Origin of the sequence: Stieleria bergensis, from assembly GCA_007745635.1 — a bacterium.
Classification (GTDB): Bacteria; Planctomycetota; Planctomycetia; order Pirellulales; family Pirellulaceae; genus Stieleria; species Stieleria bergensis.
The window spans coordinates 5,230,013-5,252,109 of sequence record CP036272.1; the positions used below are offsets into that span (position 1 = coordinate 5,230,013).

Genomic DNA, 22,097 nt, shown 5'->3' on the forward strand with positions numbered 1-22,097 from the left:
ATGGCTCGATCGTTTCCATTGATTCGCAATTGGAAACACGCACGATGTCCATGCGATCCCCAACTTCAACGGAGTCGAACTTGTCATGAACGATTGGTTCCCCGTCGTCGATCACGCCTGCTGTCGGTTGACGGATGACGAGACGAACTTCGCAGACCGAGTGGCAAGGGAACTGCTTGATCGCCATGCGGAATTTGGTCTCGATTCACTGTTGGCGGAGTTTCAAGCGACCGAGATGTCCGAAGCACCCTCGCTGCATCTGGACGACCTCAGCGAAATTCGACGTGTCAACGATTCCGATCAATCGTTTTTCCAAGAACGTGCTCGAGTCCGCGCCGGCGAAGGCGACTATTTGGCAACCTCTTGGCATGCCGACGAGACGTACGAAGACTACTGCCGTGAGCAATTGGGCTTGGGGCATGTGAACCGAATCCATCCGCGTGGCGATGAAACGCTCGAACAAAACGACGGCGTGCATTTGGCCGAAGCGATTTGGAAAGACCGTCGCACGCGGCGTGAATTGGTCCACGCGATTCGGAAAGACGGACTGCGATACCTACACCCGCACATGGGTTCTCATGCGGTCTGGCGTTTGGCATTGCTGTTACATCAAACCAGCCACCGACCGCTGCAGGTCATCGGCGCACCGCCGGGGGTGACCGAATTCGCGAATGACAAAGGACAGTTTTTGCAGTTGGTGCAGCGAATGTTCGGCCCTCATGCGGCACCGCCGGGTCACGTCGTTTGGAACACGGCCAACGCCGCCCATCAGATTCAGAAGTTGTCAGGACAAGCGTGTTGCGTTGCGTTGAAATTGCCCAACGCGGCCGGCGGTGAAGGCAATCTCGTTTTTGCGTTGGATACGATCCGTGACTGGTCGTTGATGGACGTTGACCGAATGCTGCGAGACCGCATGCCTCAGTTGCGTTACGAAGACGGTGACGAGCTTGTCGTGACTGCGTGGCAAACCGGCGTGATCGCGGCACCGTCGGCTCAGTTATGGATTCCACCGGGCGATGACAGGATGCCGATTTTGGAAGGCCTGTTCATCCAACGCATCGAAGGCGACGAAGGTCGATTCACCGGCTTTGGCTCCGCGGATCTGCCAACGGACTTACGCGACCGAATGACGCGGCAGTGTTTGCAACTCGCTCGCGTGTACCAGCGACTCGGCTACGTGGGGCGTTGTTCGTTTGACATGGTTTTGATCGGACAGGATTTGGAATCGTCGCAAATGCAGTTCATCGAATGTAATGGTCGTTGGGGCGGAACCTCGCTGCCAATGACACTGATGAATCGAATTTTCGGCGATTGGAAGTCGCAACCCTTCGCCACTCGAATGTTGAAGGCCCCGGGTTCGCGTCGGCTTTCGTTTGATGACGTCATGAAAGCATTGGGTGGTGACGTTTACGACCACCGTGACAAGACCGGCAGTTTGATTTTGATGAATCCGCGTCGGATGACGGTTCGCGACGAGTTGTCCGTTGTCTTACTGAAGAAAGATTGGGCGCAGGATGTTGAGAGATTTTTCGCGCGCATTGCCGGGCGAGTCAAGGATCGAGTCGCATTGGTCTCAAAGGGCAGCAACGGTGACTCAATCAGACCGGTCGCATCATGATTGCCCGATGGAGTCGACGTTGGCGAGCGCTGCGGCGATGGTCCAGCCGGTCGGAGTTGGCCGTTCGTTGGCTCGGGTTGCCCGTCTCGGATGTCCAGCGTGACCACGATGGCCTGATCATGATTCAGATCGACGGACTGTCGCGGCGAGAATTGGAGAACGCGATCGAGCAAGGCCGAATGCCTTTTTTGAAATCGTTGCTCGATCGGCAAGGGTACCGATTGCATTCGTTCTATTCCGGGCTTCCATCGAGCACGCCCGCGGTTCAGGGGGAATTGTTTTACGGAATCAAAACCGCCGTGCCAGCGTTCGGATTCGTCGATCATGAAACGAATCAATCTGTGCTGATGTTCTCGCCCGATGCGGCCGCCAAGGTGCAGAAGCGTATCAGCGATGGCAAAATTGGATTGCTTCACGGTGGCAGTAGTTATTGCAACATCTACGACGGTGGTGCCAATGAATCTCATTTCTGCGCCGCCAGCATCGGTTGGGACCAGATCCTTCGCGCGATCCGCCCATCACGACTCGCGGTGGTTGCCATCGGGTACTGGTTCAGCCTTGTCCGTGCGGCAGGATTGGTGTTCATCGAAATCTGGCTCGGGCTGTTCGATTTCTTGCGGCGAGCCATCACGGGACGCGAACTCTGGCAAGAACTCCTGATGATCGTTTCCCGTGTGATGGTTGCGATTGGCCTTCGCGAATTGACGATTATTTCCGCGTCGATGGACGCGGCCCGTGGTCTGCCCATCATTCATTTGAACTTGCTCGGGTATGACGAACACGCTCACCGACGCGGTCCCTCGTCGCGATTCGCTCGCTGGACGTTGAAGGGGATCGACCGCTGCATTGGACGACTTGCCAGCGCCGCCAACCTATCCGGCCGCCGCGACTACGACGTCTGGGTTTACTCGGATCATGGTCAAGAGACCACAACGACCTACGAAGCTCTCGTCGGAAATAGCATTCAAGATGCCTGTCAGTCAGCGGTCGGCAACCACCGGCGTCTATCGGTTGATGACGAGCACGGTTGGTCGAATCAACGAGTCGGCCGAGCCCAGTGGCTTTCAGCCGGCGGACTGGTTGCACAGTTGTTCGGCACGAGTCTTCCGGATCGCAACGATTCCCAAACGGTTCGCGTCGCCGATTGTGGTCCGCTGGGTTTGCTCTATTGCGAGACGCCAATGACATGCCAACAGCGATTGCAGGTCGCTTCGTCGCTCGTTCATGAACATCAAGTGCCAATGGTGATCGTTCGCCAGCCCGGCCCATCGGCGCTCGCGATCACGTCGGGCGGACAGTACAACCTACCGCAAGAGTCAACAAAGCTGTTCGGCGACGATCATCCGTTTGCCGACGAAGTCTCCACGGATTTGGTGCGTGTGTCGCATCACCGCGATTCCGGGGAGATGGTGCTCAGCGGGTGGTGTCCCGATCGTTGTCCGGTCAGCTTCGCCATCCAAGCGGGAGCCCACGCCGGGCCAGGACCAATCGAAACGCACGGGTTCGCCCTGCTGCCCAGTGATGCACCGGTCAACAGTCCAAAGTCGTTTCTGCGACCTAAGGATCTACGTGCGACCGCAATGCGTTTTCGAGATGGTCAGCAGAATGTCGTCTCGCGTCATTCGGTTACGCCCGAGGCAGGGACCACTCGAACGCTGCGTTTGATGACCTACAACGTGCATTCGTGTTTGGGCATGGACGGACAGCTGTCGCCCAAACGAATCGCAAGAGTGATCGCTCAAGCGGACGTCGACGTGGTTGCACTCCAAGAACTGGACGTCGGACGGCCGCGATCAGGCGGCATCGACCAAGCTCATGAAATCGCACGACGATTGTGCATGGATCACCATTTTCACGCGGCGCTTCACATAGAAGAAGAACGTTACGGGGATGCCATCCTCAGTCGGTTGCCGATGCGGTTGATCCGATCCGACGAGTTGCCTTTCACCAAACCCTATCGCGAACGTCGCGGTGCGATTTGGGTCGAAGTGACGACGGTCCAAGGACGGCCGATTCAGATAATCAATACCCATTTGAGTCTGTATCCGAACGAACGAAAGCAGCAAGCATTTGTTTTGACCGATCAATGGGTCTCTGCAGCTCGTTTGAAAGGCCCGGTCGTTCTATGCGGCGATTTCAATGCAACGCCGAATGCGCCCGCTCACCGTGCGATCACCCGGTGTCTTCAAGACCTTCACGAAGTTGCTCCCGGGCCAACGACCGCAACGTGGTTCAGCCATCGACCGCTGACGCGAATTGATCACGTCTTCGCATCCGACGAAGTCATCGCGACTCACGCTGAAGTCATCGCCAGCGACCTGGCCAAGATCGCCTCGGACCATCTTCCATTGGTCGTGGAGATCGAGGCTTAGAACGATGCGTATGAATTCAGGGGCAAATCCCCGTACGTTTACCTAGCCCAGCCCATCGGGCTGGGTCACGGAAACACGAGAAATCTGCAGGGCCAACGGCCCGACCGTTTGTGATGGTATTCAACAAATCCGAGGCAGCATCGCGTGGATGGGTTCGTCGAGCGGTTGGTCACCACCCAAGCCGCGCGAGATCAACACCGGCGACATCTGTCTTTGGACTACCTCGCCGATCACGGATGGTGCCCCGCGGAGGGAATGGGCCGCAAGGATTTCCATGGCTTCCGCGGCTCGATCCGTCGCCACGCAAGCGACAAACGTCCCTTCATTGGCAACCATCAACGGATCAAGTCCCAGCAGTTCACAAACGCCTTCACTTTCCGCCGTCATCGGAACCCGGCTTTGTTCGATCCGCATCGCCAAACCGGTTTCCTCGGCCCATTCGTGCAGCACCGCCGCCACACCGCCGCGTGTCGCGTCCCGCATCGTTCGTAAATCGGGACCGAGACAGTGGGCCAACTCAGATGCAACACGTTGCAGTGGTGCCGAATCGGAAACCGGTGGCGGGTCGAACGCGATCGACTCGCGAGCTGCCAGCACCGCCAACCCGTGCTGAGCAACCGGACCGGACACGATCAACACGTCACCGGATCGGATGCTGGTGCCAGACATGCGATGCGGCGTCTCGTGAATACCCACGCCCGTCGTGTTAATGAAGATCCCATCGGCGGCCCCTTTGGGGACCACTTTGGTATCACCGGCAACGATCTTCACGTCGCAGTTCGCCGCTGCGTTGGCGATGCTGTCGATGATCCGATCGAGCATTCCCAATGGCAGGCCTTCTTCAAGAATCAGCGACAGCGTCAAGAACAGCGGTTTCGCACCCGCCATCGCCAAGTCATTCACGGTCCCATGGACTGCCAGCGAACCAATGTCGCCGCCGGGAAAGAACAGCGGTGAAACGACAAAGCTGTCTGTCGTGATCGCAATCTCACCGGTCAGCGTTCCCAGCGACGCCGCGTCGCTGCTGCTTTGCACGTCCGAGAGCTTCGCGGCAATACGGTCGCGTATGAGTTGCCTCATCACGCGTCCACCTTCACCGTGCGACAGCGAGATCTCGCCGGAGTTGATCGTCGGCGTCGGACATGTCATGGAAGATGATGTCGTCTGACTCATGGAGTCTCGATTGAAATGGGTTCAAATCGGTAATAGGCCGCGCACGCTCCTTCGCCGGAAACCATCGGTGCGCCCAACGGCGATTCTGGCGTGCATGTCTTTCCGAAAGCCGGGCACTGCTTGGGTTTGATTCGCCCGGACAACACATCCGCGGCGTGACAACCGCGATCGTTGTGGTGATGAGATGTAGTCATGCTTTCAAACTTCCGGGACGCGTCGAAGGCTTCGTATCGCGATCTCAGCCGGTAGCCGCCATCGGCAATCGTCCCGAAGCCTCGCCAATCGCAATCATCGACTTCGTAAACGGTTTCGATCAACGACTGAGCTGCCGCGTTGCCATGCTTCTGAACACCGCGGCCGTAGCGGTTGTCGACGACGGGTCGCGATGACTCAAGCAACGTGACCGTGCGAAGGATGCCTTCCAGCAAATCCAGCGGCTCGAAACCCGTCACCACCACAGGCAATTGATGCTGGCGGACGAATGGCTCGTAGACGTCGTGACCCGTGATGCTGCAAACGTGCCCGGCCGCCAAGAAACCTTCGACGCGGCAATCGGGCATCGCCATGATCGCTTCCATGGCAGGCAGCACGCGAACGTGCGATGCCACGATAGAGAAATTGGAAAGGCCAAGCTGATCCGCCTGCATCACCGCGAGTGCCGTCGCGGGTGTCGTTGTTTCAAATCCGACGGCAAGAAAGATGACTTCATGATCGGGCTTTGCCGACGCCAGCTCGACAGCGTCCATCGGTGAGTAAACCATTTGCAGATCTCCGCCACGACCGCGAGCCTGCATCAACGAACCGTCGCCACCGGGAACACGAATCATGTCTCCGAAAGTGGCGACGATGGTCTTGGGACGAAGCGAAAGTGCGACCGCGAAGTCGATGCTTTGTGTCGACGTTACGCAAACGGGGCAACCGGGACCGTGAATCAGCTCGACCGTCCCGGCAAGCTCTCGTTCGATACCCGATCGAACGAGGCCGTGCGTCTGGCCGCCACAAACGTCCATCAAAACCCAACTGCGCGTGCAGCGATTGCCTATCTGGTCGATCAAACGTTGGGCCGTCTCGACATCGCGAAACTCATCAAGGAATTTCATCAGTGCCTCCCGTCAAAGCTTCCAACCGTTCGTACTCGGCCAAGGTCTTTTCCGCTTCCACTTCATCAACCACGCAGATCGCGATCCCCGCATGCACGATGACATACTGAGAAACCTCCGCGTCGGGCACGCAAGCCATGTGGACTTCGCGACGAACGCCGGCGAACTGGACCTCGGCTTTGGCGAAGGTGAGATCACGATTGACCCAGCGCACGATTTGACCGGGGATGCCTAAACACATGGTTGGCGACTCCGTTGCTGTCTCGATTCGGAAACTACAAGCTGCCCCAAGGCAAGTCCGCCATCACTGACGGGAATCCGACCCGGCATGCGAACGTCGAGACTGCGTCGATAAGCTTCATTTTGAATGAGCTCCAATAGCACCCGATTTTGGAAGACGCCACCGCACAGGACGCAGGGGATCTCAAGGTTTTGAGCGGACTGATCGCAGACCAAGTTGGCAACGGCACGGTGAAACTTCATCGCGATGCGGCCGGGTGTAAGTTGGTCGAGGTCGTCGAGGATGTCGCGAACGGCGGGTCGCCAGTCGAAGTGGCTTGGCGGAAGCCCCTCATCCCCTGCAATGTGTGTTGGATGGGGAATTCCAAACCGATAAGCCGAAGCTTCTTCAGGTTCGCAAACCGCTTCGAGTCGCATCGCGGCTTCGCCTTCGTCATCGACCGATTCTATGCCCAAAACCAACGCGGCCACGCCATCGAACAAGCGTCCCATGCTGGAAGTGGTCGGGCCGTGCTCGATCGCGTATCGCATGATGTTGTCGACTGGCTGGCCAACCTGCGAACAAAGTGACTTGGCGATCCGCCACGGTTGCCGAATCGCAGTTTCACCACTTGGCAGATTGAAAGAACGTAGCTGCGCAACCCGGCGACATTTTGAAGTGTCCGCCAGCAACACTTCGCCACCCCAAATGGTGCCGTCGTCGCCGTAGCCAGTTCCATCGAATGAAATCCCAAGGACAGTGTCTTCAAGTAGATCATGTTCCAGCATGGCAGCGGCAACATGGGCGTGGTGATGCTGCACGTTACTGCGTCTATCAAAGCTTTGCTCCGCCCAGTCAGTGGTGAAGTAGTCAGGGTGTCGGTCGTGGACCGCACACGAAGGATCGACCTGATGCAACGAGCTCAGCGAAGAAACGTTCTCCATGAACCGCAAGCGGCTTGATTCGTGATTCATGTCGCCGATGTGCGGCCCCAGCACCAGCGCGTCGCTGGTTCGGATCGCAACCGCCACTTTCTGGTGACCACCCGTTGCGATGGCCGGGCTTCCAGTTGGCATCGCGAACGTCATGGGTGCAATCCCACGAGCGGCTCGGATGGTCATGACGCGGTCGCCGATGCACTGAACCACGCTGTCGTCGATCGGGTGCGTGATGTCACGGTCGTGATGCAGGAACACGTCCGCAATGGATGCCAGTTCCTGCTGGGCCACTTCGTTTTGATAGATAATCGGTGATCCGTGTGAATTGCCGCTGGTGACAACCAGTGGACGCCCAACTCGATCGACCAACATCAAATGCAGCATTGATGTGGGCAGCATCAAGCCGACCGTGTTGAGATGAGGCGAGAGTAACGACGACAAGTGTCTGTCCCCAAACGCTCGCAGCAAGACGATCGGCCCCGCCGGACTTTGCAGGGCGGATTGTTCCGTTTCACTGACGTGGGCAAAACGTCTTGCCGCGTCCACATCGCTGACCATAACTGGCAGCGGTTTGCTGGGGCGAGCTTTTCGCGTACGCAGCTTTTGGACGGCTTCATCGTTAGTCGCATCGCATACCAACTGATAGCCACCCAGCCCTTTCATGGCTACAATCTTACCCGCCGTAATCCACTGCGCGAGTCGTTCGATCGAATCCTCCATCATTGCAATTTGGTTGCCGCGGCGATCATCGACCCAGCACCGTGGCCCGCAATCCGGACAGCAAATCGTTTGGGCATGAAAACGACGATCGAGTGGGTCGCGATATTCCGCTTCACATCGCGGACACATCGGAAACCGATCCATCGTCGTTGCACCGCGATCAAACGGCATGTTTTGCAAGATCGAATACCGTGGCCCACACTTCGCACAGGTGATGAAGGGGTAGCCGAAACGACGATCCGAAATCGACCGTGCTTCCTCGATGCAGTCGGGACACGTGACCGTATCAAGCGGAACCGCTGTGTGCAGTCGGTCGCTTCCATGACTGTCGATGATGCGGAAATCGCCAATTTCGGCGTGTTCCGCTGGCTCACTACTGAATTCAATGTTCGGGAATGTCTGCCTTAATTTGTCTTGGAAACGATCCAATTCGATCGCCGAACCATTAGCCGAAATCTCAACACCGTTTGACGAGTTACAAACCGTTCCGGCGAGACATTGCTGCGTCGCAAGACACGCGATCGTTGGCCGAACCCCTTGGCCCTGAACCAGACCTCGCATCAATATCCGAACCGATGTTTTCGTTGGTGCAATCGCCAGAGTCATGACTCGGACGCCTCCGCCAGCATTGCATCGCGACGTTGTTCCAGCAGGTCACACCAAGCGTCGATGCCGATGTCATTGATCGCCGACGTCTCGATCACTTGCATGTCCTCGCGGATTAGCCGAGCATCCTCGGTCACGTTGGCAACGTCGAACGGCACGTGTGGCAACAGGTCGGTCTTGGTGATGACCATGACCTCGCTGGTGCGAAACATCTTCGGGTACTTGCCGGGTTTGTCATCACCTTCCGTCGTGCTAATGCAGACCACACGAAGGTGCTCGGCCAGATCATGCGACGCGGGACAAACCAAGTTGCCAATGTTCTCGATGAACAAGAAGTCCCTTGGTACTTGTGGCAGTTTCGCGAGTCCCTTTTCAACCAATGAGAGTTCCAAATGACAGGCACCGCCAGTCGTCAGTTGCTCGACGGCCACGTAGGGACGAAGCCGCTCGGCATCGCGGTCCGTGGCCAAATCGCCGACCAGCACGGCGACGTTCCAGCGGTCACGCCATCGTCGGCAAGTCGCTTCGAGCAAACTGGTTTTGCCAGAACCCGGTGACGAAACCAAATTGACAACGAACGTTCCCCGCTCAGTGAATTGACGACGCAGTCCCTCGGCTGCCGCCCTTTTTTCAGCTTGAATGTCACGATCGATTGCAATGGTTTCAGCGGGCATGATTAGCTCCTTCGGCAAGCGTCAGCGAGATCAAGCGAAACTCATCACCGCTGATGACTTGCACTTCTCCCGACCCACAGGACACGCAGCGAAAAACGAAATCGGACAAATCACTCTCGGCATGACACTGCGTGCAGCGAACGATCAACGGCACCTCGAGAACCTCTAGCCTTGTACTTGCCGTAGTGGATCTTGCTAAAGATCCCTCGCCCTCTGGATCTTTAGCAAGATCCACTACGCCGCACTGCTCCTCAAACGCAATCTTCACAAGATCTACCTCGACGCCCGAGAGCGGGCCGACCTCGACGGTCACTTCGGCGACGTCGGCTTCATCATGCTCCGCCGCAATCTGGTCGACCTGTCTCAACAGACCCCTAACCAGCGATCGTTCGTGCACGGCACCACTCCTCCGCGATTGCGTCAACGCAGGGGCGAACTGCCGCCGCGGATTGTTGTGTCATCTTTGACATCGGATCAAACGCAATCGCATTGCCCACCCAAATCTCCACATGGTCGATCCGTTTCCCCAACGTTTGTGCGAGCTGCAGCGTTTGGTGCAGCCCAAAATCATGCGTTCCCCGAACGGGACGACTCGCCATCCACTGGCGGTCAACGGCATCCGCGTAGTTCAGTCGCCGAAACGGTGTCTCCGTGGGCAGGCCAACCCCGGCATCGACACTAGCAACACGATCGAAGTCGTCGAGCATCGGGATGACGTCGATGGGGTTGTTGCACTTGAAAATGCAAATTTCACCTGCGGGCCAACGGCCCATCGGTTTGCCTAGCCCAGCCTGAAGGGCTGGGTCGTCGGTCGTCCCCCCATCCCCGTCGGGCCAACGGTCCAACCGTTTGTTGGGAGGCATATTGCCAACAAACGACCGGGCCTTTGGCCCTTCGGCGTATTCGAGCCTGTCGATTCCCAGCCCTGCGGGCTGGGCTAGGCAATCGTCCGAGGCGTTGCCCCTTGCGGGTGAACCAAAGCGACGGCTCAGGCAGTCAGCGACCGCCCAACCGAACTGATCGTCGCCGTGCGGGCTGCCGATTCCGATGATCGCGATGCGTTTAGGAACGTCGTTCATGTCCGCTCCATTTCCAACGTCAGAAAATGGGTCGAGCAACTGATGCACGGGTCGTAGTTGCGAATCAGTTTTTCGCATTCCGCCGCCACAATGTCGTCTGGCTGGTCGAGCAACCGTGGCAAATAGTCTCGCAAGTCGGATTCGATCTGCAGTTGGTTTTGCGAGGTCGGCGGAACGATTTTGGATGACGCCACGGTTCCGTCGTCGTTGATCCGATAGTGGTGGTAGATCATTCCTCGGGGGGCTTCGGTCGCCGCACATCCTTCGCTTTCCCGATGTTGATAAGGGCGAAACGGCTCTGGCGGTGGCTGATAGGCTTCGATGATTCCGATCGCTTCCTCCAACGCGTGAACAACTTCGATGCTGCGGGCGATGATCGAATGAAAACGGTTGCGCAGCGGAATCGGCGGGCAGATTTCCTCCGCTAGCTTTCGTGCCGCTGGAAAAAGCTGCTCTTGATTCAACTCCAGCCTCGCCAGCGGTCCCAAGAAATACGGTGCGGCGCTATCGCGCCGTTTAGATTGAAGTGCCGTGCTGTGTGGGGCGTGTTGTTCGCCGAAATGTTGCTCGTACTCTTCCACCGAAATTGGCGAGTGAATTGTCGAGGCGATCGCGCCTTCGTTCATCGGGTACTCATCGTCGTTCTGCAACGCAACCAGTTCGCAGTGGATGTTGAGTTCGGGGAAGTCGAACGTCGCGACCCAGCGAGCCAGGTCGATCGCCGCATCGAGCGCCCAGCGGAGATCCGATAGCAACTCGGTCAGCTCGTCGCGTGATGGCAATCGATAAAAGCCACCGACACGTACATTGACCGGATGAATGGCACGTCCACCGAGGACTTCCAGCACACGGTTACCAATCTTCTTGATCCGCAGCCCGTCGTTGACGCGGTCGGGAAACTTTTCAGCCAGTTCGATGCCGCTATGACAATCAAAGAAGTCCGGTGCGTTCAGCATGACGATGTGTAGCACGTGGCTTTCAATCCATTCCGCGCAATACAACAATCGACGAAGCGCTCGCACGCCCGACGAGATTTCGACATCCAAGGCATTCTCAATCGCGTGAACAGACGTCATCTGGTACGCGACGGGACAGATTCCGCAAATCCTTGCCGTGATATCGGGGACCTCTTCGATCGCACGCCCCCGCAGAAACGATTCAAAAAACCGCGGCGGTTCGTAGATCGTCAGCTTCACGCTTTCGATCTGGTCACCGCTCACGCGAACGTGCAAAGCTCCTTCGCCTTCGACTCGCGTCAATGCATTGACGGTGATCTTGCGGTTGTCGCTCATGTCGACCCCGATTCAAGACGATCGCTCTCAATCTGAAACACGTTCGCGGCGGCGTTCATGTTGCGTAGTGCGTGGACCATTTGCGTTTCGGTCGTCGCTCCCGCGAGGTGATGCGTCGACAGCGCCGGACAGTTTGCCTGCGCAGCCGGACCGAAACACCCGTAGCACGGCCGATCGTAGGCCGGGCAAATCGCACCGCAGCCGGCCTGCGTCACGGGCCCAAGACACGGCAAACCTTGCGTCACGACAAGGCAGACGGTCCCGCGTCGCTTGCATTCGATGCACACACTGTGTCGCGGCGTTCGTGGGCTGCGATCGGCGATCAGTGCCGCAAGCACTTCCAGCAACTGATGCCGATCAATCGGGCAACCTCGCAGTTCAAAATCGACAGCGACGTGATCGGCGATCGGGGTACTGGTGGACAGGGTCTCGATATACTCGGGGTGGGCATAGACCGAAGCGATGAATTCTTCGTGATCGGCCCAATTGCGAAGGGCTTGGATCCCGCCGGCGGTCGCACATGCTCCAATCGTCACCAGAGTCTTTGATTGGTGACGAATCTCACGAATTCGCTGAGCATCTTTCTCTGTCGTGATCGAACCTTCGATCAACGCAACATCGAACGGCCCCGGATCGACGCGGCTGCTGGCTTCCAGAAAGTGGACGATCTCGATCATGCCGGCCAGTTCAATCAGTTCATCCTCACACGACAGCAACGACAACTGGCAACCGTCGCAGGACGCAAACTTGAACACACCGAGACGTTTCTTGTTCATAGCGAATCGACCCTCATCAATCGGTTGACTTGATCGTATCGCAACACCGGACCGTCCTTGCAAACAAAATGCGGTCCCAACTGGCAATGACCGCAATGACCCATCGCGCAATTCATGTTTCGTTCCAGCGACAACCAAAGACTGGTTCGGGGAATGCCTCGTTCACGAACCGCGCGGATCGCGTACGTCATCATCACCTCCGGACCGCAACAAAACAGCATCGTCCGATCCGAACGAACGATGCCAACGCGGTTGACCAACAACGTGACGACGCCGACGTGACCCTGCCAATCCGACTGTGCCCGATCCACGGTCGTTTGCACGTCAATGTCATCCGATCGCCATGCCTGATACTCGTCTTGGTATAGCAAATCAGCCGGAGTGCGGGCTCCCATCAGCAGGCATACTCTGCCAAAGACCCCGCGGTTCGATCGGATAAAGTCAATCACAGGCCGAAGCGGAGCCAACCCGATCCCTCCGGCGACCAAGATCAAATCCTTCCCGCGAACTGAGTCGATCGGCCAGTATGAACCGAACGGTCCGCGGACACCCAGTGAGTCTCCCACCGATAGCCGCGCGAGGGTCTGCGTCACGTTGCCGACAGCGCGAACGGTGTGGACGATCGGTTCGCCAGGCTGAGTCAGATGACTGAGCGATATCGCGGACTCGCCGACGCCGGGCAGATACAACATGTTGAACTGCCCTGCCCTAGCTTCGTACGTCGAGCGATCGTCCGCATCGGACAATTCAAGCTGATACGTCTTCACACCCGGCGTCTCATCATGGATGTCGGCGATTCGAGCTGCCGTCACCGCCCACGGTTCAGTTCGCTGCAACAGCATGACCCGATTCTTCTTTCGCATCGCCTGTTGTTTTCGTGTGATGGCGAGAGATCCAAACGCTGCAAGGAGCGTGACGGAGTACGTATTTGGATGTGCTGCCTAGGAACAGTTCATCCAACATTCCGTGACCGGTGTCGCCGACCAAGATCAAATCGGCCCCGGCGGATTCGGCTTGCTGCACGATTGCGTCGCCCACGTGTGCTGCAATCGGAGTGTGCGATCGGGTGCGATGAAAATGTTCAGCGATTTGGCTAGCCATTCGCTCGCAGGTTTCTTCGATCGGTCGAATCTGTGCGGGGCTAAGAGCGATCGGCGGTTCCGCAAAACCTTCGCCGACATAGACATACGGCTGTTCGGCGACACTGACGACATCAAAGTGCATTTCGTCGCTGAGTTTCATCTCCATCAGTTCCGCGACGGCTTCGCGTGAGGCGACGGACTTGTCATAGCCGACAACGACGCGATCAAAACCAAGCGTGTCATTGGGGCGAACGACCAAGACCGAGCAATCTGCCTTTGACGCGACGCTGTCCGAAACGCTGCCCAACAGCAATCGTCCGATCGCTGAATGACCTTTTGCACCGATGACGATTAGATCAGCCCTCGACTTCGTGGCTTCGTCAAGGATGGCTGGCACGACTGCGCCGGAGACATGCTTGATCGAAACGGATTGGCACGTTCGATCGAGGGTCCGCTTGGCGTCGGCCAGGATCTTCGCTGTACGAGCGTTCTCCTGTTCGGTCCACTCGGGCACCCACGGCTGAAACTGATACCGCTGGGGATCGTATGACACGGTCACTACCGTCACGTCGATCGGATTGTGCTCGGCCAATTGTTCAACAGTCTTGGTCGCCGCTATCGCGGTTCCAGAACCGTCCGTTGCCAGTAGAACTCTCATCGCCAGTTTTCCTCGAGATCGAGTGGAATAGATTGAAGATGAATGAATCCGCAGGTCTTGTGCCGTCGCTGTTTCTCAAGAATTGTGTGCGAGTATGCACGGATGAAGAAGTTACCGCGGAGGGGGTGAGACACTGGGGCGCAATCCCGCTACCAAGATGATCCGCGTCAAGCATCGATGACAGCGATCGATCGAACTCGTGGTCGCTGATCTGCCTGGGCGAGAAAGAGTCGTAGTTGGTCGAAGGCTGGTGTAATGATGGATGCCCGCTGTGCGAGGTCATGCAGGTCATCTGCGATTGCATCCATTTCGTCTTGTGCAGCAGCGGCATGTCCGATCTTGATCTTCCACTCGCTGCTTTGGAGCTTCCGGCGGATTGCCAGCACCAGCAGGGGCTTGGGAATCCAAGTGAACAATCTGTGACTCGATGGAGTGATGGGAACGCCGATCGCCGAGAGAACGCGATGTCCTTCCCGGATTGCTTGCACCATCAACGCAAGGGCCTCTTTGTTTTTCTGCAATTGGCCGATGTCACACTCTGCCATGTAGAAAACGGCCGCCGTTGGAACGATCTCCGCTGCATGAGTCTTGAGCCACGCATCCATGTTTGAGCAAATCGACGTCGGAAATCCTGCCGACTGCAAAGCGCTTGCGAACTCTTGGATGCGTGTTGATTGGGAACCATCAAGTTCACCAATCGTCGTTGGCTGCTCGCGTCGATCGAGGATGACGTACCTGATCGCTTCCTCGTGCGGCACGCTAGCCGCACCGGGAAAGCCAAGCAGAACCCGTTTTCGCTCAAGAGCTTCGATCATCTCTCAAGGGCCAGCCGCGTTGTTTCCAAAAAACATGACGCTCGGCGTGTGGCGATTCGCCGCGAGGATCGGCAAGACTTCGCTGACGCTGCGTTTCGGTAGGATCACCAACACGAGATCGTAAGCATCGTCCGGACCGAGTTGTTCGACAGCGGTCACACGCGTCGAGGTTGTTTTGCGTGTGCGGAAACTCTCGAGCACAATCCCTTGCTCACGGATTTCACTCAGACGCTGACCTCTCGCGAGAATGCTGACATCATTACCCGCGTCTTTCAGCTTCACCGCATAGAGGGAACCAATATTCCCAGCACCATAGACAAGAATCTTCATCGTTGCTTCCTCGCCGGTTGACGTGCTGATGCGAAAACACTTTCGTCGCCAGTTGATTCAATCGGAGCGTGGCGAAAGAGCGAAATCCAATGCGCATCGAAAGCGAAGGCGAGTATCGCAAGTCCGATCATGGCCAATGACGGGATCCAAGGCGTTGACGCACCCGTTGCTTGGTACACGCCCCAGGTTGCGGTCAAACTCGCTGACCAAGAAAGCAATGCAACCGCTGGCAAAGTGAATCTTGTGAAAGCGCTGCGTGCTCTATATCCGATCCATGCAAGAACGATCGTGATCACGCCCAAGGCAAACCAACCACCGCCAGCAAGTTTTAGAAGTGCCAGATCAGCGTCCGAATTCCTGCATCCAGTTCGTGCCACGATGCGCCCACTGCCTCAGCGTGATAGGACGTGAACTGCATTGAGAAGAAATAGGTCGCCCCCAACGCGAGGTCGACTGCCCCAATAACGAAGTAGATTCCAAGCACCAGCTTCATCCGCATTCCAGCGTCCTCTCTTGCGATCGAACGATACGCGTGAATCATTGCACTGCCGCTGCTGGACTTGGATTCTCGTTGGCGTTCGTTCGATCGCTGCCGAACAAAAGGGATCCAACCGGACATCGTTCGCCCGCTTCGTTCAGCAGTTCAAACTTGATCCCGGCGTTCTCGATCAACCGCGGAATGATCTTCTCTGCGATTGCCGCGGCCGGCGTCCAAAAGCCGCCGGGGCAGGCACTCTTCGGCAGGTCGCACGCCAAACAAACCGCCACTTCTCCAATCATGCGACTCGAAGCGCCATAGCCGGGATCCCGTTCGCCGCTAACCACGAGAGCCAATCGGTCACCGGATCGAGTTCGAGCGATGAAGTGAAACTCGAAATCGCCTTCTTCACGTGATTTCTTGGACGGTCCGGTGCCAGGATTGGGCAAGATGGTTGCGTTCAGCAATGCGCGTGTGGGCCGGAATCCGTAGGCCCAATAGAACATGCGAGAGGCCAAACCCAAAACGTTGGCAGCTAGCTTGCCGCCGACGTGCATGCCTTCGCCGTAGGTGAAATTGGTTCCGTACGGATAGTTCAGTTGCGCATTCGTGGCATGCACGACTCGTGTGTTGACGATCGCCATGAAGAATGGCCCGAGCCACGCACCAGATTCAGAACGCTGAACGGCAGCGATATCCGGTTGGGCAACGCCGCTGCGTCGTTTCGGCGGGCAGATGGCGTACGGGTTGTCCAGAACGGCCGCCACCTTTTCGTCCCGCGACGCATCCTCCAGCGTACCGCCGAGACTTGCGATGGTGCCGCCACTGAATCGCCCGTTGAACGACTTCACTTCATTCGTGACATCCGCAATCCCGCATCCGAATTGCCTTTCCGCAACCTGATTCAGAGTCCAGACGCCCAGATCGGAAGGCAGCGAGTCTACGCCGCAACAGTGGAGGATCCTGGCCCCGGATGCATCTGCTTCGGCGGCGTGTCGATTCATCATTTCCTGAATGAACGGTATTTCGCCCGTTAAGTCGCAGTAGTCGGTTCCGCTCGCGGCACAGACCGCAACAAGTTCTTTGCCATAACGTGCGTAGGGACCGACCGTCGACAACACGACTTTCGTGCTCTGGACCATCGAGTCAAGAAATTCACGATCGTGGGCATCGCCAACCACGATGGGAAGCTCGGCGGCACCAGTCCCCAACCAATCGCGTGTGTCGTTCAACTTGCGCTCGTTCCGTCCACCGATCGCCCAACGAATCGAACCGTCGACGCCATACGTTTGATGCAAGTGCTCTGCGACGAGCTTGCCGACAAAACTCGAGCCTCCCCATAGCACGATGTCGAAGTCAGGTTTCTTCGTCATTTCCTCAGCCTTGGTTTTTCAGCGGATGGGCAGACAACCCGTGTAGCAGCTTGCAGCAATACCCGTACCAACTTTTCCATGCGTCAACATGCTTCGGCACGCAGAGTGCATCGATTGCCAGAGAACGAGGCATCGTCGAACGAAAACGCCGAGAAACAGTTCCATGCTCCGGCGGCTAGGAGTTGTTCGCAAACAACTTCCTTGTTAGCGGTGCGGCGCGAGCCGCCTGGTGAGTCACCGGAGGGCTCGCGCCCTTCCGCTAAATTTGAAAATACCGAAGTTGTTTCTGAACAGTTCCTTAGGATGCTTGCTAGTTGTTATTGTTGTTTTCACTTGGATGCGTGACGACAAATTCATTGGGTACTAACAGTGCCTTCCGTTGGGGAACGCGAAATCGGTCGACTACGTTCAATTTATGCATCGGCGTCAATCTTTCGCAACGACTTGCACTCCCGTTTGAATGGACTCGGTCGGGTGCAGGATGAGACGGTCTGACTTGGTGATGCCGGAGAGGATTTCGGTTCGCAGGCCGTTGGTTTTGCCGACCTCGACGGTGGCTAGCTCCGCAACGCCTTCGACGATGCGGTAGACCTGCCATGCTTCGCCTTGGCGGAAAAGCGTGCCCGTGGGGACGCTGAGGGATTCGGGTGACGTTTCGTCGACGATGATCTTGGCTTCGACACGGAAGCCGTCACCGAGGGAATCGCGGTCTTGGAAGGGGTCGGCAAAGTCAACGATGACATTGACTCGTTTTTCCTCGACGCCGAGTGCAGAGATTTTCAAGAACGCAGACGGTTCGACGATGCGGACGACGCCGTCGAGCGGTTCCTCGCCGCCCCAGTGCTCGATGATGACTGTGTCACCCGAACATACTTTCACGGCATCGGTCGACAGCACGTCGATGACGAGTTCGAGGTCGGACGGATCGCCAATGCTGGCGATCGCGGTGCCCGAAGCGACGATGCAGGAATCTTCGCGATGGACTTCGAGCACTTTGCCGGTGAATGGCGAGACGATGGTGAAGAAATTGTCATCGTTGGGATCGTAGGTGGCCTTAATGTATCGCACCGTCGCTTCGGCTTGGTCGATTTCGTATTGGGCGACCCGCTGGGCGGATTCGGCCGACCGCACGTCCGCCATCGCGAGCCGCAACCGGTTTTCCGCGGCGTCGTATTCTGCCTGAGCCATCGCGTTGCTCTTGCGAAGTTTGACGGCACGCTCGAAATCTTGTTCAGCTAGCTTCAATGCTTCTTTGGCCCGCTGCACTGTCGTCGATGCTTGTCCGTAAGCTGCCACCGCGACGCGCACGCGAGCTTGAGCTTCGGCGCGGCTGCGAGCGTCCAGCAACGATAGATCCGAGGGCTGAATCCGAGCGATTTCGGTCTCGCCCGCCGTCACCGGATCACCCGCGTGCAATTCGACTCGTAACATCTTTCCCGTCACGGGAGCCGATAAAACGTATCGTTCGCGAATGCGGGTTTCGCCGTCGTCATCGACTGTGATTGCGATTGCACCCACGGTCGGCGTCACCGTTTCCACTTCGATCGGTTGCGGCAGATACCCGTAGATGATGAAACCACCCACGCCCAGCAAGACGATGGACCAGAGCACTTTGCCTGCGACGCGACGTTTCATTCTTTCACCTTCAAGACGGCAACCAAATCAAGACTGTTCAACATGCGACGCACATAGATCGCGGACAAACTGGCAGCGGCGATGATCACGATGGCGGCGTAGGAATAAGTCGATCGTTCGATGATCAGGGGGAAGCGATGTGTTTCGGTATCCAGTGCGAGCGTGGTCACGTACGACAAGCCATACCCGATCGGCAGACCCACCGGAATCGACAGCAACGTGATCACGGCCAGTTCCCCCAACAAAACCATCTGGACTTCGCCGCGGCGGAATCCCATCACTCGCAGCGTTGCCAAGTCTCTGGCTCGCTCGGCCAAGATGATGATCGCGCAGTTGTAGATGACCCCCAAAGCAATCAACCCGGAAAATACAGCGTTGACGATTCGCATCAATGACGAACTGCTGGAAACCGTATCGCGAAAACTGGCTTCGGCGGCGTTCTTGTCGACGACGCCGGCGACCGTTGGCATTTGTTTGACTTCGGCGTAGAGGTCTGCGACTCGATTGGTATCGACCGACAGGAACGCACCGGAGAACTGTTCGCCTTCGCCCAACAGATCGTGCAGTTGATGACGATTCAAATAAGCCGACGGGTCGGTGAAGTTGGCGAACACTTCGGCGATTGGCACGCGGTACGACGGCTGGCGACGGTCAAGTATGTCGACCCAGACTTCGTCGCCCGTTTGTACGTCGAGCAGTTCCGCCATCTTCTGCGAAACGGTCAAGCCGCCGCGAACGGGAAACGACACCGATTGTTGTTGGTCGTCGAGAATGCGGTACAGGTTTGGTTTGGCGTTGAGTCCCATTAAGCCGACGCGTCGTGTTCGTGTACCGTTTCGCAACCGCACGGGTGCCGAGCGAAATGGTTCGACATCGGAGACGCCGGGCAGGTGGGCGGCGTCGTGGATGGAACTGGCCGACAGCGTATCGACGAACGTCAGCATCACGTCTTGCCGCTGTGACTTTTCAAACTGGAATTCGATCAAAAAGTCGATCGTATTTTGCATGTACGAGCCCAATACAAGCACGGCGACGGCCAGCCCCATTCCAAGCACGGAAAGCGTCGTCGCCATACGATTCGTCTCCAAACGACGAACCACCATCCGGCCGACCGGCGACAGAATCTTCGACAGGCCCGTGCGTTCGGCGATCAGCCCGCGATAGTCTTTCGGTGCCGCTGGCCGCATCGCCTCGGCGGGTTGCAAACGGATGGCCTTGCGAATCGCGGCGAACGTTCCGATCAACGCCGCAGACGCGCCGACACCGACCGCGGCGATGGCGTGTTTGGACGCGAATTGATAGTCGATTTCAGGGAAGCGAAAGAACTTGACGTATTCCGACGTCATCCACCACGACAACCGCAGTCCGACCGTCCAGCCCATCACCGTTGCGATGAACACCAACAACATCACCATCTTGATGTAGTGCCAGCCAATTTCGCGTGGCCGATAGCCGAACGCTCGCAGCGTCGCGATCTGTTCGGTTTGCTGGTTGACCAATCTCGTGAAGACAATGTTGAACAAGAACGCTGACACGGCTAGAAAGATCGCGGGCGTGACGAACGCCATTGTTTTCATTTGGGACATCTCGTCGGCGACGCGGCGATGGGACACTTGATCGTCGCGGTCGTGGGCTCCCGTGCCGCCGAACGGTTTGGTGATGCGGTCGACCCGAGCGATCACCTCGTCAGTGCTGGCTCGCGGACGCAGGTCGATCGACAGGTTGTTGAACGCTCCTTCCATGTTGAACGCCGCCGCCATTTGACGTCGCGGCATCCAGACGATACCGAACCGCCGATCATCGGTGATCATCATGCCGGGCTGAACGACGTAGACGTATTCCGGCGACATCCCGATGCCAACGATTCGCAACGTCTGCTTTCGACCGCCCATGATGCAGACGAGCGAATCGCCGGGCAGGAAGTCATGGCTGTTCGCGAACATCTCGCTGACGATGACTTCTAGTCGATCGTCGTCCACCGGAAACCGACCTCGCAACAGATGAATTCCGTTCATCGGATCGTCTGCGGTGTCGATCGAAACGAGGCGACACGACGCCGGTTCGACCATGTCGGGAATGTCCAACAACACGTCGCGAACGATCCGCGTTTGCACCTCTTGCACACCGGGTACATCGGCGATCTTGTCGGCCAGCGATTCGGGGGCGCGAACCAGAGCGGTGAAGACCTCGCCGAAACGGTAGTCGCGATAGTACTGCTGGCGAGACCGCTCCAGCGACAGCATCGAACTGTTGGACATCACGAACAACGAGATGCCGCAACCGAGCAGCAAGCTGATCGCCAGCCCTTGTCGCCAAAGTCGTTTCAGGTCCGCGATCAACAGACGGTTCACCAGACCAACTCCTTCGCTTGCTTTCGCGAGGTGTTCACTCGCACGTCGGCAACCTGTCCGTCGGAAAGCGAGATGACTCGGTCGGCGATGTCCGCGATCGCGGCGTTGTGCGTGATCACGGCAGTCATCGTGCCGAGTTCTTGATTGATTCGTGCGATCGCTTCGAGCACGACGACACCGGTCTTGACGTCAAGCGCTCCGGTCGGTTCATCGCACAGCAGCACGTCGGGCCGTTTGCCGATCGCGCGGGCGATGGCGACGCGTTGCTGTTCGCCGCCGGAAAGCTGCGACGGATAGTGATCGCGACGATCGTGCAGCCCGACCATTCGCAACGCCTCGGTGGGCGGCAGCGGATCGCGAGCGATGTCGGCCACCAACGCGACGTTCTCCTCTGCGGTCAGGCTGGCGATCAGGTTGTAGAACTGAAACACAAAACCCACGTGTTCGCGGCGGAACTCCGTCAAGTCGTCTTCATCGGCATCGGTCAATGACTGATCGCGAAAAGTGACTTCGCCTGCCGTCGGAACATCCAAGCCGCCAAGAATGTTCAGCAACGTCGACTTGCCGCTGCCGGATGCACCGAGGATGACGACGAATTCGCCAGCAAGCATCTCAACGCTGACACCCCGCAACGCATGCACGTCGACTTCGCCCATGCGGTAAACCTTCGTGACACTACGGGCGGTGAAGACGTTGGTTTGGGTGATGGACATAAAAACTTGACGCAAAGCCGGGGAGACGGAGAGACGCGAAGTAGTACGCTACGCAAAGATGACAGTATTTCTCTGCGTCCCCGCGTCTCTCCAC

20 protein-coding genes are annotated in these 22,097 nt (G+C 57.4%); 2 read left to right on the forward strand and 18 right to left on the reverse strand.

Annotation, left to right across the window (positions count from 1 at the left end):
• Nucleotides 1–85: 85 nt before the first annotated feature.
• On the forward strand, nucleotides 86–1,618 hold the full coding sequence (locus SV7mr_RS18315) for a hypothetical protein (protein WP_145275453.1): 1,533 nt from the start codon (nucleotides 86–88) through the stop codon (nucleotides 1,616–1,618).
• A complete protein-coding gene (locus SV7mr_RS18320) occupies nucleotides 1,615–3,990 on the forward strand; it encodes an endonuclease/exonuclease/phosphatase family protein (protein WP_145275455.1) in 2,376 nt (791 codons plus the stop codon). Before SV7mr_RS18315 ends, SV7mr_RS18320 begins: the two co-directional genes overlap by 4 nt.
• Nucleotides 3,991–4,110: 120 nt before the next feature.
• Here SV7mr_RS18320 and hypE read toward each other — a convergent pair whose 3' ends face one another.
• The 18 genes from hypE to SV7mr_RS18415 form a co-directional block, all read right to left on the reverse strand.
• Nucleotides 4,111–5,139: a hydrogenase expression/formation protein HypE gene (gene hypE / locus SV7mr_RS18325; protein ID WP_419187582.1), complete on the reverse strand. Its 1,029-nt coding sequence runs from the start codon at nucleotides 5,137–5,139 to the stop codon at nucleotides 4,111–4,113.
• 20 nt (nucleotides 5,140–5,159) lie between these two features.
• On the reverse strand, nucleotides 5,160–6,263 hold the full coding sequence (gene hypD / locus SV7mr_RS18330) for a hydrogenase formation protein HypD (RefSeq protein ID WP_145275459.1): 1,104 nt from the start codon (nucleotides 6,261–6,263) through the stop codon (nucleotides 5,160–5,162).
• Entirely contained in the window at nucleotides 6,250–6,504 is a 255-nt protein-coding gene (locus SV7mr_RS18335; protein ID WP_145275461.1) for a HypC/HybG/HupF family hydrogenase formation chaperone, read from the reverse strand. The genes hypD and SV7mr_RS18335 overlap by 14 nt, the downstream gene beginning before the upstream one ends.
• The gene (gene hypF / locus SV7mr_RS18340) at nucleotides 6,495–8,702 is read right to left on the reverse strand and encodes a carbamoyltransferase HypF (protein WP_419187583.1); all 2,208 of its coding nucleotides are present in this window, start codon (nucleotides 8,700–8,702) and stop codon (nucleotides 6,495–6,497) included. The genes SV7mr_RS18335 and hypF overlap by 10 nt, the downstream gene beginning before the upstream one ends.
• Before the next feature lie 41 nt (nucleotides 8,703–8,743).
• Complete coding sequence (hypB, locus tag SV7mr_RS18345) at nucleotides 8,744–9,421, reverse strand: hydrogenase nickel incorporation protein HypB (protein WP_145275465.1); 678 nt, start codon at nucleotides 9,419–9,421, stop codon at nucleotides 8,744–8,746.
• The gene (locus SV7mr_RS18350; RefSeq protein WP_419187584.1) at nucleotides 9,411–9,818 is read right to left on the reverse strand and encodes a hydrogenase maturation nickel metallochaperone HypA/HybF; all 408 of its coding nucleotides are present in this window, start codon (nucleotides 9,816–9,818) and stop codon (nucleotides 9,411–9,413) included. Before SV7mr_RS18350 ends, hypB begins: the two co-directional genes overlap by 11 nt.
• Entirely contained in the window at nucleotides 9,796–10,500 is a 705-nt protein-coding gene (locus SV7mr_RS18355; protein ID WP_145275469.1) for a hypothetical protein, read from the reverse strand. Before SV7mr_RS18355 ends, SV7mr_RS18350 begins: the two co-directional genes overlap by 23 nt.
• A complete protein-coding gene (locus SV7mr_RS18360; RefSeq protein WP_145275471.1) occupies nucleotides 10,497–11,792 on the reverse strand; it encodes a Ni/Fe hydrogenase subunit alpha in 1,296 nt (431 codons plus the stop codon). Before SV7mr_RS18360 ends, SV7mr_RS18355 begins: the two co-directional genes overlap by 4 nt.
• Entirely contained in the window at nucleotides 11,789–12,568 is a 780-nt protein-coding gene (locus tag SV7mr_RS18365) for an NADH-quinone oxidoreductase subunit B family protein (protein ID WP_145275473.1), read from the reverse strand. The genes SV7mr_RS18360 and SV7mr_RS18365 overlap by 4 nt, the downstream gene beginning before the upstream one ends.
• Nucleotides 12,565–13,431, reverse strand: coding sequence for an FAD/NAD(P)-binding protein (locus SV7mr_RS18370; RefSeq protein WP_419187585.1), 867 nt, complete (start codon nucleotides 13,429–13,431; stop codon nucleotides 12,565–12,567). The genes SV7mr_RS18365 and SV7mr_RS18370 overlap by 4 nt, the downstream gene beginning before the upstream one ends.
• Complete coding sequence (locus SV7mr_RS18375; RefSeq protein WP_145275475.1) at nucleotides 13,391–14,308, reverse strand: universal stress protein; 918 nt, start codon at nucleotides 14,306–14,308, stop codon at nucleotides 13,391–13,393. Before SV7mr_RS18375 ends, SV7mr_RS18370 begins: the two co-directional genes overlap by 41 nt.
• Nucleotides 14,309–14,475: 167 nt before the next feature.
• On the reverse strand, nucleotides 14,476–15,123 hold the full coding sequence (locus SV7mr_RS18380) for a ketopantoate reductase family protein (RefSeq protein ID WP_145275477.1): 648 nt from the start codon (nucleotides 15,121–15,123) through the stop codon (nucleotides 14,476–14,478).
• A gap of 3 nt (nucleotides 15,124–15,126) precedes the next feature.
• The gene (locus SV7mr_RS18385) at nucleotides 15,127–15,453 is read right to left on the reverse strand and encodes a ketopantoate reductase family protein (protein ID WP_145275479.1); all 327 of its coding nucleotides are present in this window, start codon (nucleotides 15,451–15,453) and stop codon (nucleotides 15,127–15,129) included.
• Between the two features lie 328 nt (nucleotides 15,454–15,781).
• On the reverse strand, nucleotides 15,782–15,994 hold the full coding sequence (locus SV7mr_RS18390; protein ID WP_145275481.1) for a hypothetical protein: 213 nt from the start codon (nucleotides 15,992–15,994) through the stop codon (nucleotides 15,782–15,784).
• Nucleotides 15,991–17,304 (reverse strand): saccharopine dehydrogenase family protein, encoded by a 1,314-nt coding sequence (locus SV7mr_RS18395; protein WP_145275484.1) that lies wholly within the window; start codon nucleotides 17,302–17,304, stop codon nucleotides 15,991–15,993. The genes SV7mr_RS18390 and SV7mr_RS18395 overlap by 4 nt, the downstream gene beginning before the upstream one ends.
• Nucleotides 17,305–17,730: 426 nt before the next feature.
• Nucleotides 17,731–18,939: an efflux RND transporter periplasmic adaptor subunit gene (locus tag SV7mr_RS18405; protein ID WP_145275486.1), complete on the reverse strand. Its 1,209-nt coding sequence runs from the start codon at nucleotides 18,937–18,939 to the stop codon at nucleotides 17,731–17,733.
• Nucleotides 18,936–21,290 carry an ABC transporter permease gene (locus SV7mr_RS18410; protein ID WP_145275488.1) on the reverse strand — a complete coding sequence of 785 codons (2,355 nt, stop codon included), beginning with the start codon at nucleotides 21,288–21,290 and terminating at the stop codon, nucleotides 18,936–18,938. The genes SV7mr_RS18405 and SV7mr_RS18410 overlap by 4 nt, the downstream gene beginning before the upstream one ends.
• Nucleotides 21,287–22,003: an ABC transporter ATP-binding protein gene (locus SV7mr_RS18415; protein ID WP_145275490.1), complete on the reverse strand. Its 717-nt coding sequence runs from the start codon at nucleotides 22,001–22,003 to the stop codon at nucleotides 21,287–21,289. Before SV7mr_RS18415 ends, SV7mr_RS18410 begins: the two co-directional genes overlap by 4 nt.
• Nucleotides 22,004–22,097: the final 94 nt, after the last annotated feature.